A 16432-nucleotide genomic window follows, 5' to 3' on the forward strand; every position below is an offset into this window, starting at 1 on the left:
TAGCGATGAAATAAAATAAATAAAATGTAATAATTGTTTGTGATTTAAGAGCACTAACAATGCAATTAAAAGTAAAATCAATTTAAATTGCTGCTGATATTATATTCAACTTATTTACAATGTAGGTGCAGGAATATGGGGAAGGATAAACAATAAACTTGTCTGGGGCTTATTGCTTTAAAAGCAAAGCTAATGTTACAAATGGTAATTTAGTATTTGGCAATATCTTTTTTAAATATCTAATCAACCGCTAATTTTTTATTAATAACATGATTCCAGATAGGAAAAGCAGACTCAACATAATTTTTTTTAAAAGAACATCATTTAGTTTTAAATATACTTTTTTACCCAGTACTAGTGCCAATATAAAGAAGGGCAGAACATAAAATGAATTATACAATTGATTTAAAGTTAAAATACCTTCGAATGCCAAAACCGGTATTCTCATTAATGTCACTAAACCCAAAATTCCAAACATGGTAGCTCGTAATTTCTTTACATCAGAAGTTTCGTTATTCACAAGAACAACATATAAAGGGCCGCCCGTTGAAAAAACACCCGAAAAAAATCCACCTAAAAAACCTAAAATAAATTTCATTTTCGAAATTAATTGTATTTCTTTTTTAGTTCTTAAACTGTTTAAGACAAACAGAATAATAAATATACCTAAGGCTTTTTTTAAAATCATCGGTTTTCCGTACGTTAAAACGATAATTCCCACAATAAGCCCAATAAATGATGACAAAGCTATTTTTTTAAGTAGTGGTTTATCTATATATTTCCATTCTTTATATACATGAACTGGCGTTGATATAAAATAAAATATAGATAAATAAGCAATGGCATCAGGCAATGGCATAACTAACAATAGAAAAGGCAAAGCGATTAAAGCACCTGCAAAACCAGTGATAGTCTGAACAAAAAAACCGGTAAAAATTCCAATTGTAAGCAGTAATAACATCATATCCATAGAACAAAATTAGAACAACACTGTGTTATAATAAAACTTAATCAACGGATGTAATGTCATTCTTCCAAAATATAAATGTAATTTAGCCCAAATTAAAACTTTATTTATGGTAGACGCGCTTGATTTGAAAATAATTGAAAGTCTTAAACATAATTCTAGAACTTCATTTGTAGAAATTGGTAAAAAAATTGGACTATCTCCGTCTTCAATAAGAGAACGCATTCAAAAATTAGAAGATGCCGAAATTATAAAAGGATATAATCTACAACTTAATAATAAAAAACTTGGTTTTGGTCTGGAAGTTATTATTCTGTTCAAATTGTTTAGCGGAAAACTTATAGTCTTTAGTGATCACTTAAATGAATTTGCGGAAATATATGAAATTTATAGAATCACGGGCACACATAATATTTTTATGAAAGTAGTTCTAATCGATCAACTTCATTTGCAACAATTTATTGATCGTCTTTTAGTGTATGGGGAACCGACAACACATTTAATCTTGTCAAATTTAAAGGATGTATAGTTTCTTTGTAACTTAAAAACGATTTGTACTTTTTAAAACAGTTAAAAACGGGATTACATGGATCGAAAAAACTATAATATCGGACTGTATTAAAATGCACTATAATTTATATTATGTAAAATAGGATTTATTGATAAATGAAATAATATCGGATTATTAAAAATAATGACAGCATCACCTGTTTTGGTAATGCTGTTTTTATATTATATAGTATTTTACTTTACAGAAATTGGTATGTTCCAATTATCCCATTTTAAAGAAATAGTGTTTTTATTAATGGTATAAACTAATTTTTCAGCTTTTGATTTAGTTTTTTCTTGTTTTACAACAACACGTAATTGATCTTCTTTTTCTTTATATTTGTAAGCGCCCCATTGCTTAGCTTCTTTATTAAAGATGATAATACTTTGCTTGTCATTTGGTATTATAAAAAAAGAATATTTTCCTGCAGGTAATTTTGATCCCGCAACTGTGAGGTCTTTGTCAGTTTCAAAAGTCGTTGCATCATTAGCGCCAGCGCGCCAAACTTGATTAAACGGAACTAATTTGCCCCAGATTTCTCTGGCTCTGACAGATGGACTACCATACTTAATTGTAATTGTAGCACCATTAATTTTTCCAGTAACCTCTTCCTTTGTGCTTGTTGGTTTATCTTGCGCATTTACAAAATTTATAATCAAAAATGCAATAAATAAAAAGTGTACTTTTTTTAGTAATTTCATGATTTAAAAGGATTTAGTTTTGATTATAAAAATAAAATAACTGCATTTAATTTCGCATAATTATTCTTAATTTTAAGAAAAAATTATGAAACCTATAAATTAGTTGTTTTACTCTTATAATGACAGTATTATAATTTTTTATTTTATTATTTTTACAAACAATACCTTATTGATATAATTAACTATGAATACAATTGCTGAGCACATTGCCGATTTTTTAAAAGAATATCCGCCGTTTAACCATTTGACATTTGAAGAGTTATCCGAAATAGCTACGAGTATTCGCGTTGTAAATTTAGAAAAACATAAAACCTTATTCCAAATTAATGATTTATTGCATGACAGTTTTTATGTTATTGCTTCAGGTACTATTAATTTGTCTGTAATTTCAGATGCGGAAGAAACTTTATTAAATAAATGTCATGAAGGTGATATTTTTGGATTACGTCCCTTTTTTGCCAAAAACAATTACATGATGACGGCCAAAGCCAGAGAAGAAAGTATTGTTTACGCTATACCAATTGCTACTTTCCGTCCTTTTGTGGTGAATAATTCAGACGTTTTAAATTTTTTACTGGAGAGTTTTGCTACAAATACACGAAATCCAAATGATAAAGAAAATTTAAAAGGCAAACTCATCTCTGACAATGTTTTCTATTCTGACCAGCAATCAGAAATGCAATATTTTCAATCTTTATCGTATAATGTTTCACCGTTAAAAACAACAAGCATAGCAATTGTACAAGATGTTGCCCAGTTAATGACTGAAACATTAAAGAACAATATCATAATTTGTGAAAATAACTTTCCTATCGGAATTGTGACAGACAATGATATGCGCGCAAAAATTGCAACCGGTAGATTTCCTGTGACAGTTTCAGTAGATAAAATAATGTCATATCCAGTAATCACTGTTGTTGAGAATGTTTCCTTGGCCGAAGCGCAATTGTTAATGTTGAAACATAATGTGACGCATTTATGTGTTACACTTGACGGGACTGATAAATCTGATGTGAAAGGGGTCATTTCTGAACACGATTTAATAGCGGCCCAAGCAAATAATCCAGGTGTTTTAATAAAAGAGATTAAGCGTTCTTATGATGCTAAGGAATTAAAACAAATTCGAGAGCGATTAACAGATTTGATTCAAACCTCAATTTCTAAAAATATTCCGCTTTCTCACGTTTTTAATATTGTTAGCGAAATTAATTTAGCTATCATTAAACGTTCTGTAGAGTTATCAATTTTAGAGTTAGGCTCCCCTCCTGCCCGTTTTGCATGGTTAAGCATTGGAAGCCAAGGAAGAAAAGAGCAGTTATTGTTAACGGATCAAGACAGTATCTTGATTTTTGAAGATGTTGCGGCGGATAAATATCGAGAAGTGAAAGATTATTTCCTAAAACTTGGAAAAAGAACAACTGCTACACTCGAAAAAATTGGTTATGAATTATGTCCAAATGGCCATATGGGAAGTAACATGTTATGGTGTAAGTCACTGACTGATTGGACAAAACAATACGATAGCTGGATGAATACTCCAGGTGAAAACAGTACTGATTTAAGCAGTATTTTCTTTGATTACGAAATCACTTTTGGAGAACAAAGAATTGAAGATGCGATTGCAAATGTTATTTTTAAGAATGCAAAAAACAATACGTTGTTCTTTGACTTCTTAGGTAATGATGCCTTAAGAAAAAATTCACCACTTACTTTTTTCAAAAATTTCAATCTAGAAGAAGAAGGCCCAAATAAAGATAAATTTGACATAAAGACACGTGCTTTGATGCCACTGATTGATGCCGCCCGATTATTTACCTTAAATTTTGATATACGCGGAATCAATAATACATTTCAACGATTTAAGCAGTTAGTCATTACAGATCCTAGACATGCGGAAATTTATCTTAGTTGCGCTGATGCCTTTTTGATTTTATCAAAATTCCGAACGTTAGAAGGATTAAAAAACGATAATTCAGGCCAATTTATAAATTTGAATGAATTGTCAAAAATTGATAAAGAAAAATTAAAAAATGCTTTGGCTCCAATGAAAGATTTGGAAGAGTTAATAAAAAATAAATTTCAACTTACACAATTTTCATAATTATGTTCCACTGGTTAAAAAATATTAATAAAGAATATCCAGAATTTTGGAAAACATATCTTTCGAAATTTGAAAAAAAATCACCTCGATTTGTTGTTTTGTCAACAGAGACTTCTGGTTTGAATCCAGACAAAGATGTTATTTTATCAATTGGTTCTTTTTCGGTAATAGATAACAGCATTGTGATCGGCGATGGTTTCGAAGCAGTTTTGCTACAATACAAATTTTTTCATGATAATGGTCTTTCCAATGAATTTTTGGTAGAAAGTAAAATGAAAAAATTAGGCGAGTCAGAAGCTATAAAACTGTTAATTGAATTTATAGGAAATGCGGTTTTAGTAGGCCATCATATTGATTTTGATGTTGAAATGATTAATACAGCATTAGAAAAACTAGAGTGTGGGAGATTGAAAAACGAAGCTTTGGATGTCGATATTATGCATCGAAAACTGCATGATATCAATGATAAACAATTTTCTCTTGATGAACTTTGTACGGTATATAATATACCTAAAAGTGACCGAAATTCTTCTGCCGAAGATGCTTATAAAACGGCGTTATTGTTTTTAAAATTAAAATCCAGACTGGGAATAAAATAACTTTTACTCTAATCAGTTAGCGTAATTCCTTCCCAAAACCGCCCGTGATGACTGATAGAAACGGGCTTCATCAATTTAGTTTGCATATCAATTATAAAAGGAATTCCATTTGTTTTGCTAATAATGTCGTTTGAATTTAATTTCTCAATAAATTCAAAATTTTCTTTTTTTAATGCTGCAATCGTGTGTATGAAAGCATCCGAAATAATAGTATTTGTAAAATAAGTGTTCCCTCTGATTGCAACGGTACCTGAATGTTCATTTTCAAAGCTACATTCTATCTGTAAAGGAAAATATCCTCTAATTCCTGTTTCCCGATTGTAGATTTTATAAGTAGCTTCCTTTCGAGACCATAAATTCCAAACCATTATTTCTGGATTTTCGGCATTAACAATAAATAATTGTTCTTTTACGGTAAAAATTTTGTCTAAAAATCGGTTTCGTTTCCAATTGCTTTCTTTTTTGGCTAAGGCCAAATCAATTACATCATTTCCAATCATTTGTCACTGAATTTTTTAACATTGATTTACTAATTTTTATTGGATAATTGAGTTTTAATAATTTCCAGTGCCGATTTCACGTTAATCATTCGCTCCATTGCTTCATTGTCGATTACAATGTCATATTTCTCCTCAATATCTAAAATAACATCTACTAAATTAGCAGAATTAATCTTTAAGTCATTTATAAAATCAGTATTTTCAGTAAGCACGTCAAAGGCTTCTTGATTTTGAATATACGGTTTTACTATGTTTTTTAATTCTTCAATTGTTTGTTCTATATTCATTTTGCTTAATTATTTGGTTTACAGCTATTAAGAGACGTTAAAATTAATATTTTATTAGTTAACAAGCTGTTTTTAAATATTGATTTTTGGATTCGCCTCGTTTCTCTACACGAAAGACTGTTCATGGGATATAAATTTCTTGAATATCACGCATGCATTCACATCTCCAAAACCAAAACTGGCTTTTACAACGGTATTTAATTCCTTTTTAATCAATTGTTGTGGTATTCTTGACTCATCAATTATCGCTGTGATTTCAGGATGTAAATCGGCACAATTGATATTGGGAAAAATAAATCCCAGATGCAATTGCAATACCGAAGCCACACATTCAATACTTCCCGCTGCTGATAAACAATGACCTACCATTGATTTTAAGGAGTTTATGTATGGAAATTCGTTTCCTTTTCGTCTCAGAGCTTCACTCCAATTCTTAATTTCTAAACTATCTTTTGTTGTTGCTGTCAAATGGCCATTAATTGCATCAATTTCAGCAGCAGTAATTCCTGCATTTGCAATGGCATCAGTTATGCATTTCTGGACAGCAATAGGATTTGGCGCAGTCATCGTTCCTAACCCACGTTGTCCGCCAGAATTTACATTTCCACCCAAAACTTCGGCATAGATTTTAGCGCCACGCGACATCGCAGTTTCTAAATCTTCCAAAAGCAAAGCTCCAGCTCCACTTCCTGGAACAAATCCTGAAGCACTAGCTGACATCGGCCTTGAGCCTTGTTCTGGATTTTCATTATGCTTGAAAGTACATACTTTCATAGCATCAAAACCACCCCAAATATAAGGCCCTGAATCACTTGTACTTCCTGCTAAAATACGTTTTGCTTGTCCTGATTTAATCCTTTCGTATCCCATTAAAATACTCTCCGTTCCGGTGGTACATGCGGATGAATTAGTAGAGACTTGATTTCCCAGTCCTAATTTTCCGCCCAGGTAAGCGCTCACACCACTATTCATCGTTTGACCCACGGCGGTACTACCTAATCTGCGGGTTTGAAAATCATCTATTTTATAAATACTTTCACGAAATTTATCAATTCCCGAAGTTCCAGCGCCAAAAATAGTTCCACTAACCCAATCCGGCTCTTCCTTAATTTCCATTGATAAACCAGCATCTTTCCATGCATCTATTCCTGCAATCACACCGTATAAAATCCCAGTAGAATTAAAGTTGCGTAACTCTAATTCCGAGAAATATTGTAAAGCTAATGCAGTAGAAATCGCTGGTTTTCCCGCTATTTGACAAGAAAATTGTAATCGTTCCAACTCAGCGTCGTGCTTGATTCCCGAAATTCCGTTTTTAATAGCATGTGTAAACGCATCAAGTCCTACTCCATTTGGAGCAACAACACCAAGACCAGTAATTACAACCCGTTTGTTCATATTTTGATGTTTAATAAAATCCATTGGCAATTAAAACAAGTTTAAATCCATACGGTATTTTAGTCTAATTTTGGCACGCTCGCTACTGCGGAGGTTTCGGCTGAGGAAACCATCATTCCTGCTATTGTTCCCATACAAACGGTTTCCTGTAGCTGATTAATCATTTTTACTTTGCATTTTAATTTTCCAAATCTAAAGTATAATTTTTCTGAGATTACGCTCACTCTTTCATTAGGAAAAACAGGTTTCAAAAATTCTATATCCATTGAAGTAAAAGCAATTGAAGTATTTCTATTAAACGAATCATCTAATAAAAAAATACCGAAGCATACCAATCCAATTTGCGCCATAACTTCTGTTAAAATAACTCCTGGAGTCACCGGATTATCTTTAAAATGTCCTTTATAAAAATCAAGGTTTGCATCAAAAGTGTAGGTTCCTTCTACTCCATTTTCATTGATTTGGAGAATTTCGTCCACAAACAAAAACGGTTTTGAATACGGTAATTTTGATATTATTTCCTGTTTAGTCATATTCTTGAATACATATTTCACAGACTTATAAAAAAATATACAGACATCACATAATCTGTGCAAATCTGTGACATCTGTGTTGAATTAGTTTAAAACTGCAACAATACTCTTTGCGCCGAAAAACCAGGACCAAAGCTCAGCATTAATCCTTTCTCTCCTTTTCTAGGCTGATTGTCCATTATTCGTTCTAAAACATATAAAACTGTCGCACTGGACATATTTCCATACAAACGCAAAACTTCTTTTGTATCGTCTATATTTTTACCCAAAATAGAAAACAAACTTTCAACAGTTTGTACAATTTTCTTTCCTCCAGGATGAAAAATCAAATGATCAATATCCTCCATTTTTAAATTGTTTTTTTCTAAAAATGGATGTATAATATCGGGAAAATGAGAAGCAATCGTTTCTGGAACTTCAATGTCCAATACCATCTGCAATCCAGAATTCGTAAGTTTAAAACCCATCATGTGGATATTATCATAGAAATGATACATCTCTTCTGCCAAAATTTCCGGACCCTCATCATCTACATGTGAAGATAGTAAAACACACGCCGCACCATCACCAAAAATTGCGGCACTTACGATATTTGCCATCGAAAAATCATTCAATTGAAAGGTTGCCGTTGGACTTTCAACTGCAACAACAGCAGCACGTTTCCCGGGATTGGCCTGCAAGAAATTTTTAGCGTAGATAATTCCGGAAATTCCAGCGGCACAACCCATTTCAGTTACTGGAAGTCGCACGATATCCTGGCGCAATTTTAATGTATTAATCAAATACGCATCCAAAGACGGAATCATGATCCCAGTGCAACTTACGGTTATTATATAATCTAAATCTTCAGGGTTCCAATTTGCTTTTTTCAAGGCTTTTTCTAAAACTTTTTCACCTAAATCGATCACTTCACGAACGTAGATATCGTTTCTTTCCTGAAATGAGGTTTTGGTAAACACTTCGATCGGATCCATGATGGAATACCGTTTATCAACCGCTGCGCCTTCAAAAATTTTCTTTACTTTTCTAATGAAACGTTCGTCTTGGCCTACGAGCCATGCATCTAAAAAAGGAATGATTTCTTCAGTAGTTCTGGAATATTTTGGTAACTGTTTGGTTACGGTTTTGATTTTTACACTCATATTTTTTTTAGACTGTTAGATGAAAGGCAGATAGATAATAGCTTTAAACTTTATGCCTCTTTTATCTTTAGTTCTATTGCTGCCTGGTCTTTTTTTATAATCCATTGGTATCTAAAGGCCCATTTCCAATTAATTTTATCGTTTTTAAAACTCAATTTTTTAGAAAAGTTCATAAGCTCTTCTTTTTTAAAACCTCTTAAAATTGAAGTTAATCCGTCTTCTCGAGACATCTCATTCAATTGAAACACAAAACACAATGCCTGAAATAACCGATAGGCTATTGCGTTTCGGTGTAAATCATTAATAACAATTCCAATCGTTGAATTTGTATGAAATACATTTAATAAATAAATAATATCATCTTCTTTAAAATGATGTAACGTCAAGGTACACAATACAATATCGTACTTTATTTCATTAAATGGTGTGTCAAATATATCTTCACAACGGTAGCTAATATTGGGATAATTTTTAGATAATTTTTGCGCATGATTAACTGTAAAACTGTTCGCATCAATACCTATTAATTGAAATTTCAGCTTGTTTTTTATTCCAAATTCAGCCAAAGTTCGCAACATGTCTCCATTGCCGCAACCCACATCTACAATAACAATCTCAATTGATTTTGAAATGTTGTGCATCAAATCCTGAACGCCTTGTAAAGTTAACTGGTTCCCACCTAAAAGTTGATTGATTTTGGCTATTTTATCTAATGCATCACGCAAGATTTCTCCTTCCATGTCAAAATCATCCATAGTTTCAATCTTATCGGTTCTGTATTTGGTATTTAGCAACATCTATGAATTTAATGTTATTGGGGTTCCGTGCGTTTTTTTTATAATCGCAGTCAATAAAAATGGAAATATAATTAAAATACGTATCAATGCTGTTGAAAGTTTTTGCTTTTGCAAAAGATGCGATAACAATCGACCCATTTTAAGCCTTTTCTTGAAATTAAAATTCCATTCCTGTATGTATTTTTCTTCTAACTCCGTTCGGGATTTAATTTTATTGGTATAATAGCGCTCCACTAATTCGGAAGCAATTTTGGCACCATGAACTGCCATCGCCATTCCATTCCCACATAAAGGATGAATTAATCCGGCAGTATCGCCAATCATTAAAATATGATTTTCAACGGCTTGTTTTTTTTCGAAAGAAATTTGGCTAATGGTCAAAGGTTTTTCAAAAAGTAAGGTGCTGTTATCGAAAATTGATCGTAAATGTGGGTTTTGAGAAACAATATTATTTTGATATTCGGTAATGTTTTTATACTGTTTAAAGGTTTTGTAATCTGCTAAATAACAGATGTTAATTATGTCTTTTTCAACTTTAGAAACGCCACAATATCCTCCTTTAAAATTATGCAGACCAACGCAATCATTTGGAAAATTTCCCGAATAATGCGCTTTTACAGCCAACCAAAATGATTTTTTATGCGTAAATTCCCGATTCATTTTTTGGTCAATATTGGAACGTTTTCCAAAAGCGCCAAGCACCATTTCGGATCGTAAGATCGCCGAATTTGTAGTCGTTATTATAAATTTATTATCCTCAAAAAGAATATTTTCTACTTGGTCTTGCACTATCGTACAACCATTATCTAATGCTTTTTTATACAAATGTTCGTCTAAAGTAAAACGACTGATTCCAAAACCTCCAAGAGGTAAAATACTTTTTATTGTTTTTCCGTTAGCGGAAGAAAATTCAAGTTTTGTAATATGTGTCGGATTTAATTCTGCTATGTTTAAATCCAACCAATTGAGATATGGTACAACTTCGTTCGAAATGTATTCGCCACAGACTTTATGTTTTGGATAACTATTTTTTTCAATAACTGTCACTTGAAGTCCTAATTTAGATAAATGTATAGCCGAAGTCAATCCAGCTAACCCACCACCAATAATTATTACTTCTTTATTTTTCATATGTAAGTAAATTTATGGATTTGTTTGACATTACTGTTATAACAAATCATAAAAAACAGGCATATTTATTTAATTTTTAATAATTATTCGCAAATCAGACTAAAGTTATAGGATGCAAACGCGCAACTTTATGTGAAAGATATTAAAGCGAATGTTTTCCTTGTTTACGTAACCAATAAAAGAAGGAATTCGTGTAATTCAATGCTCAAATACTGAATTTGTATTAGTCACAGATAGTCACCGCTTTTAAAGATGTTGCTATAAATTATCTGTTGAAATTTCGAAAGTCATTTCCTGTGGGTTCTTCAAAAACCTCTAATTCAAATTCAGAAGTAATCGTTAGTAAATGATCAAATATATCGGATATTATATTCTCATACTGCAACCATTCTTTTTCAGAACTAAAGCAGTAAATTTCTAGTGGCAAACCTTTCGATGTTGTTTCTAACTGGCGCACCATTATTATCATTTCTTTATTGATATCAGGATGAGCCGTGATGTATTTTTCGGCATATATTCTAAATACACCTATGTTAGTCAACCTACGAATGTTTACGGAAACGATTTCATTGTCCAGTATTTTCGAATTGGATTTTTGAACGTCATTTTCTTTTGCAATGATATAATCTTGGATTAGTTTATATTTTTTGAATTGCGAAAGCATTTTCTCATCGCAAAACTGAAAACTGCTGACTTTTAAATAAATAGCTCTTTTTATTCGTCTCCCGCCAGAATCACTCATACCGCGCCAGTTTTTGAAAGAGTCTGTAATAAAAGCATAAGTAGGTATGGTAGTAATCGTTTTATCCCAATTTTGAACTTTTACAGTATTTAAATTGATTGACATTACATCACCGTCTGCATCATATTTTGGCATCGAAATCCAGTCTCCTACCCGAACCATATCGTAAACGGACATCTGAATACTGGCAACAAACCCCAAAATGGTATCCTTGAAAATTAAAAGTAATATAGCGGTCATGGCACCCATTGCACCGAGAAAATAGAACGGACTTTTTCCTAAAATTAAAGATAAAACCAGAATTCCTCCAATAAAATAGACAACAATTTTTAGTACCTGAATGTAACTGGTAATAGGTTTGTCTTTTAATATTAAGGTATTGGATACAATTTCGTCAAAAACCGTTAATACAGCAGTAGCAATGCGGATTATTACTATAATGATAAAGATATTTGATAGAATAATTACAAAGGCAATTACTTTTGGAAAATCTCCAAAGATGTATGGAGCAACAAAAACAACGATAAAAGCAGGTACTAAATAGGAGATTTTTTCAAAAACTTTTTTTTCGATAAGCACATCGTCCCAAACTACTTTTGTTTTTAAAAAAATTTTATGAACAAACCTAACGATGAGTATTTTTGATAAATACCAAGAAAAAAAGCTTAGTATAAACAATATTAAAATAAGTGTCAAAAGTTTTAAATATAAAGCCAACAATGGATCTAAACCAAAATCTTCAATAAACCATTTATCCAACCAGAGCGCAATGTTGTATCTTTTTTCAATTTGAATCATAGGAAATTAAGCTTAATATGTAAATATAGCTTTCCTATTCTAAGCTGTCAAAAACTAAGCCCGCATTGTGTTTACATTAACATCTGACGCAAGTAACTGTAAATACACCCGCCTAATAAAGAAATTTTTAAAATAAAAAAAACCTTTCAAATTTTAAATCTTGAAAGGTTTTAGTGTAAGATGCTCTATTTTATAAAAAGATGTTTTGAGTGACACTTTTTTATAAATGATATGTTATAATTTTCCTTCTTTTATCTCCTCTACAATCTCAGGATTTAAAAGCGTTGATATATCTCCAAAATTAGAATAATCTCCTTCAGCAATTTTTCTGAGGATTCGTCGCATAATTTTACCGGAGCGTGTTTTTGGCAAACCAGAAACAAACTGAATTTTATCTAATTTGGCAATTGGTCCAATATGATCTGATATGTGTTGATTAATTTCTTTAACCAGATTTTCTCTGTTTCTTGTTACGCCAGTTTCTTTAAGTATTACAAAACCATATAAAGCATTTCCTTTTACGTCATGTGGAAACCCAACAATTGCTGATTCTGCTACCGCTGGATGTTCATTTATGGCATCTTCAATGGGTGCCGTTCCAAGGTTATGACCCGAAACAATTACGACATCATCTGTTCTGCCCGTTATTCTGTAATACCCTACCTCGTCACGCAAAGCACCATCACCTGTAAAAAATTTACCTGGAAAAGTAGAAAAATAAGTGTCTTTATACCGTTGATGATCTCCCCAAATAGTTCTGGCAATTCCTGGCCATGGAAATTTAATACATAAATTTCCAACTACTTGATTTCCTTCTATTTCATTTCGTTTTTCATCCATTAATACAGGCTGGATTCCGGGTAGCGGTAAAGTTGCGTATGTAGGTTTCGTTGGTGTAACAAATGCCAAAGGCGAAATCATAATACCGCCGGTTTCCGTTTGCCACCAAGTATCTACAATAGGACATCTTTTATCCCCAACGTGGTCATTGTACCAGTGCCAAGCTTCTTCATTAATTGGTTCACCAACGGATCCAATTACTTTAAGTGACTTCAATGGATATTTTTGTACAAATTCTACATTTTCTTTTGCCAAAGCTCGAATTGCAGTTGGCGCAGTGTAAAACTGTGTTACTTTATGTTTTTCGATTACTTCCCAAAAACGACTAAAGTCAGGGTAAGAAGGAACTCCTTCAAAAATCACTGTTGTTGCTCCGTTTAGTAATGGACCGTAAAGTATATAGGAATGTCCGGTAATCCACCCAATATCGGCGGTACACCAAAAAACATCATTTTCTTCATAATTGAAGACATTCTTAAAAGTATAGGCGGTGTACACCATATAGCCTGCCGTGGTATGCACCATTCCTTTTGGTTTGCCGGTTGAACCTGAAGTGTACAATATAAACAATGGATCTTCGGCATCCATAATTTCAGCTACATTATTATCTGATGCTTGATCCAAAAGCGGTTGCAACCATTGGTCACGCTCTTCTTTCATATTAATATCAGAGTGAATTCTTTTCGCAACTAAAACTTTTTCGACACATGTACATTTTTCTAAGGCTTCATCAACAATCTCTTTTAATGCAATGGTTTTGTTACCACGGTAACCACCATCAGATGTAATAACCATTTTACATTCACTGTCGATGATACGAGTGGCTACAGCTGTAGCTGAAAATCCTGCAAAAATAACGGAATGTATCGCGCCAATTCTAGCACAAGCTAGTATTGAAACAGCAAGATCCGGAATCATTGGCAAATAAATACAAACTCTATCTCCTTTTTTTATACCTTGATCACGCAATACGTTTGCCATTTTACAAACTCGTTGGTGCAGTTCATTATAGGTAATATGCAATGCTTTTTCCGAAGGATCATTAGGTTCAAAAATAATCGCCGTTTTCTCTCCTCTTTTAGCAAGATGTCTGTCAATACAATTTTTAACAATATTTAATTTTGCGTCCGTAAACCATTTTATATCGGCTTCAGCCATATCAAACTCAACAACTTTATCCCATTGCTGGTACCAAGTGAAATTTTCTTCTGCAATTTTACCCCAAAATTTTCTAGGTTCACGAACAGATTTATTGTAATGTTTAAAATATTGTTCTAGATTTTCAATTTTGTAGTAGCTCATGTTTTAATTTTTTATAAAAGTATTAAATCTCTCGGTATTCTTATAATTATTTAAATTATAAATACGTGATAAAAAAAATAGATTCCTAAGTGTTAAAGCACTTTTACTAGTAATTTGTCTGATTTTTGTTGTTTTTAGCAAAAACAGAAAATACAAAAAGGCGAGACCAATCAAATCGGCCGCACCTTTATTTTATCAATAAAACGTATCAATAATTATTTCAGTTCTATCAATAATAATTTTTGAACAATTGTGCACCGAGATCATTACCGTTCAAGTACATAATTTTACTACTGAATTTTCACATGATTTAGTTAACAATAATAATGGAAATGTTCCTACTTCCATTCTGCTTCATAGGGATTACTTCACTTAACTTTAAGCTCGTTCAAAATTAAGTGAATGAGTAAACATCCATATCCATTTATTTTTTTTTAATAAATTTTAACTAATTCAAAATATTATAAATCAAATGATATGTGTTTATTCGTACACACCGTTTTGTGTGGTAATTCCTATTTAATTATCCTATTTTTTTCATGGCAGTCATTGATTCTCTCAACCATGCTCCTACTTCTTCAATTGGATGTTGACGAATACTATTATTTACAGCAATAAGTACTGCATTATCAACTCCATTTGAAGTTGAAAAAGGTTTTCCTATTACATTCGTGTCTACTGTTTTCATAAAGGCAGTCAATAACGGTTTACAAGCATGGTCAAATAAATAGCAACCATATTCTGCAGTATCCGAGATAATTCTGTTCATTTCGTATAATTTTTTTCTGGCTACAGTATTCGCAATTAAAGGCAATTCATGTAAGGATTCGTAATAAGCCGATTCTTCTATAATTCCTGTTTGAGTCATTGTTTCAAAAGCCAGTTCTACACCTGCTTTTACCATCGCAATCATTAACACACCGTTGTCAAAATACTCTTGTTCTGAGATATGTGCTGCTGTTGGCGCTGTTTTTTCAAAGTTAGTTTCGGCTGTTTCTGCTCTCCAAGTCAATAAATTAATGTCATCATTTGCCCAGTCAATCATCATATTTCTTGAAAATTCACCTGAAATAATATCATCCATGTGTTTTTGAAACAACGGACGCATGATGTCTTTTAATTCATCGGCTAATTCATACGCTTCAATTTTTGCAGGATTTGAAAGACGGTCCATCATGTTTGTAATTCCTCCATGTTTCAAGGCTTCCGTTACCGTTTCCCAACCAAATTGAATTAATTTTGAAGCATACGCTGGTTCGATTCCTTTTTCAACCATTTTGTCAAAACATAGAATAGACCCCGTTTGTAACATCCCACATAGAATGGTTTGTTCTCCCATCAAATCTGATTTTACTTCGGCTACAAAAGAAGAGTTCAAAACTCCTGCTTTGTGACCACCAGTAGCAACCGCATATGCTTTTGCTTGTTCAAAACCTGCTCCGTTAGGATTATTTTCTGGGTGAACCGCAATTAAGGTGGGTACGCCAAAACCTCTTTTATATTCTTCACGCACTTCGGATCCGGGACATTTTGGCGCACACATAATTACAGTGATGTCTTTACGGATTTGCATTCCCTCCTCTACAATATTAAAACCGTGCGAATAAGCCAAAGTTGACCCGTTTTTCATCAAAGGCATAATCGCTGTAACTACGGCGGTATGTTGCTTATCTGGAGTAAGGTTACATACCAAATCAGCCGTTGGAATTAATTCTTCATACGTTCCCACTTTAAATCCGTTATCAGAAGCATTTTTAAACGAAGCTCTCTTTTCTGAAATTGCATCGGCACGCAATGCATAAGAAATATCTAAACCAGAATCTCTCATGTTCAAACCTTGGTTCAAACCTTGTGCTCCGCAACCGACAATGACTACTTTTTTTCCTGCTAAAGCTTTAATTCCGTTTACAAATTCAGATTGATCCATGAATTCACAAACGCCTAATTGTTCTAATTGTAATCGAAGTGGTAATGAATTGAAATAATTTGCCATTTTTTATTTTTTAATGATTGTAAAATTTAATAATTGATAAGGTTTACTAAT

Annotated in this window: 15 protein-coding genes; 3 read left to right on the forward strand and 12 right to left on the reverse strand. The window is 32.5% G+C overall.

All coding sequences use genetic code 11. The features are described from left to right. Nucleotides 1–250: 250 nt before the first annotated feature. Nucleotides 251–970, reverse strand: coding sequence for a sulfite exporter TauE/SafE family protein (locus ACNQGJ_RS07430; protein ID WP_417971611.1), 720 nt, complete (start codon nucleotides 968–970; stop codon nucleotides 251–253). A 58-nt stretch (nucleotides 971–1028) separates the two neighbouring features. Between ACNQGJ_RS07430 and ACNQGJ_RS07435 the strand changes: the two genes are divergently transcribed. Then, entirely contained in the window at nucleotides 1029–1496 is a 468-nt protein-coding gene (locus tag ACNQGJ_RS07435; protein WP_417971907.1) for an Lrp/AsnC family transcriptional regulator, read from the forward strand. 215 nt (nucleotides 1497–1711) lie between these two features. Here the strand turns inward: ACNQGJ_RS07435 and ACNQGJ_RS07440 are convergent, their stop codons facing one another. After that, complete coding sequence (locus ACNQGJ_RS07440) at nucleotides 1712–2218, reverse strand: DUF2911 domain-containing protein (RefSeq protein WP_417971613.1); 507 nt, start codon at nucleotides 2216–2218, stop codon at nucleotides 1712–1714. Between the two features lie 184 nt (nucleotides 2219–2402). Between ACNQGJ_RS07440 and ACNQGJ_RS07445 the strand changes: the two genes are divergently transcribed. Continuing rightward, complete coding sequence (locus tag ACNQGJ_RS07445; protein WP_417971615.1) at nucleotides 2403–4319, forward strand: DUF294 nucleotidyltransferase-like domain-containing protein; 1917 nt, start codon at nucleotides 2403–2405, stop codon at nucleotides 4317–4319. Between the two features lie 2 nt (nucleotides 4320–4321). Beyond that, entirely contained in the window at nucleotides 4322–4918 is a 597-nt protein-coding gene (locus tag ACNQGJ_RS07450) for a 3'-5' exonuclease (RefSeq protein WP_417971617.1), read from the forward strand. Between the two features lie 8 nt (nucleotides 4919–4926). Here the strand turns inward: ACNQGJ_RS07450 and ACNQGJ_RS07455 are convergent, their stop codons facing one another. The 10 genes from ACNQGJ_RS07455 to ilvC all read right to left on the reverse strand — a co-directional run bounded on the left by ACNQGJ_RS07455 (nucleotide 4927) and on the right by ilvC (nucleotide 16381). Next, nucleotides 4927–5418 carry a 4'-phosphopantetheinyl transferase family protein gene (locus tag ACNQGJ_RS07455; RefSeq protein ID WP_417971619.1) on the reverse strand — a complete coding sequence of 164 codons (492 nt, stop codon included), beginning with the start codon at nucleotides 5416–5418 and terminating at the stop codon, nucleotides 4927–4929. A gap of 29 nt (nucleotides 5419–5447) precedes the next feature. Beyond that, a complete protein-coding gene (locus ACNQGJ_RS07460; RefSeq protein WP_417971621.1) occupies nucleotides 5448–5705 on the reverse strand; it encodes an acyl carrier protein in 258 nt (85 codons plus the stop codon). A gap of 105 nt (nucleotides 5706–5810) precedes the next feature. Next, on the reverse strand, nucleotides 5811–7103 hold the full coding sequence (locus tag ACNQGJ_RS07465) for a beta-ketoacyl-[acyl-carrier-protein] synthase family protein (protein WP_417971623.1): 1293 nt from the start codon (nucleotides 7101–7103) through the stop codon (nucleotides 5811–5813). A gap of 59 nt (nucleotides 7104–7162) precedes the next feature. After that, nucleotides 7163–7636, reverse strand: coding sequence for a 3-hydroxyacyl-ACP dehydratase FabZ family protein (locus ACNQGJ_RS07470; protein WP_417971625.1), 474 nt, complete (start codon nucleotides 7634–7636; stop codon nucleotides 7163–7165). Nucleotides 7637–7725: 89 nt separating this feature from the next. Beyond that, complete coding sequence (locus tag ACNQGJ_RS07475) at nucleotides 7726–8778, reverse strand: type III polyketide synthase (RefSeq protein ID WP_417971627.1); 1053 nt, start codon at nucleotides 8776–8778, stop codon at nucleotides 7726–7728. Nucleotides 8779–8828: 50 nt separating this feature from the next. Next, nucleotides 8829–9575, reverse strand: coding sequence for a methyltransferase domain-containing protein (locus ACNQGJ_RS07480; RefSeq protein WP_417971629.1), 747 nt, complete (start codon nucleotides 9573–9575; stop codon nucleotides 8829–8831). Beyond that, entirely contained in the window at nucleotides 9576–10706 is a 1131-nt protein-coding gene (locus ACNQGJ_RS07485; RefSeq protein ID WP_417971631.1) for an NAD(P)/FAD-dependent oxidoreductase, read from the reverse strand. It lies immediately after the preceding gene. Between the two features lie 265 nt (nucleotides 10707–10971). Further along, complete coding sequence (locus ACNQGJ_RS07490) at nucleotides 10972–12246, reverse strand: mechanosensitive ion channel family protein (protein ID WP_417971633.1); 1275 nt, start codon at nucleotides 12244–12246, stop codon at nucleotides 10972–10974. A 234-nt stretch (nucleotides 12247–12480) separates the two neighbouring features. Continuing rightward, nucleotides 12481–14388 (reverse strand): acetate--CoA ligase, encoded by a 1908-nt coding sequence (acs, locus tag ACNQGJ_RS07495; protein ID WP_417971635.1) that lies wholly within the window; start codon nucleotides 14386–14388, stop codon nucleotides 12481–12483. A gap of 523 nt (nucleotides 14389–14911) precedes the next feature. Continuing rightward, nucleotides 14912–16381 carry a ketol-acid reductoisomerase gene (gene ilvC, locus ACNQGJ_RS07500; protein WP_417971637.1) on the reverse strand — a complete coding sequence of 490 codons (1470 nt, stop codon included), beginning with the start codon at nucleotides 16379–16381 and terminating at the stop codon, nucleotides 14912–14914. Nucleotides 16382–16432: the final 51 nt, after the last annotated feature.

Source organism: Flavobacterium cryophilum (genome assembly GCF_048286555.1).
In the GTDB taxonomy this organism is placed as follows: domain Bacteria; phylum Bacteroidota; class Bacteroidia; order Flavobacteriales; family Flavobacteriaceae; genus Flavobacterium.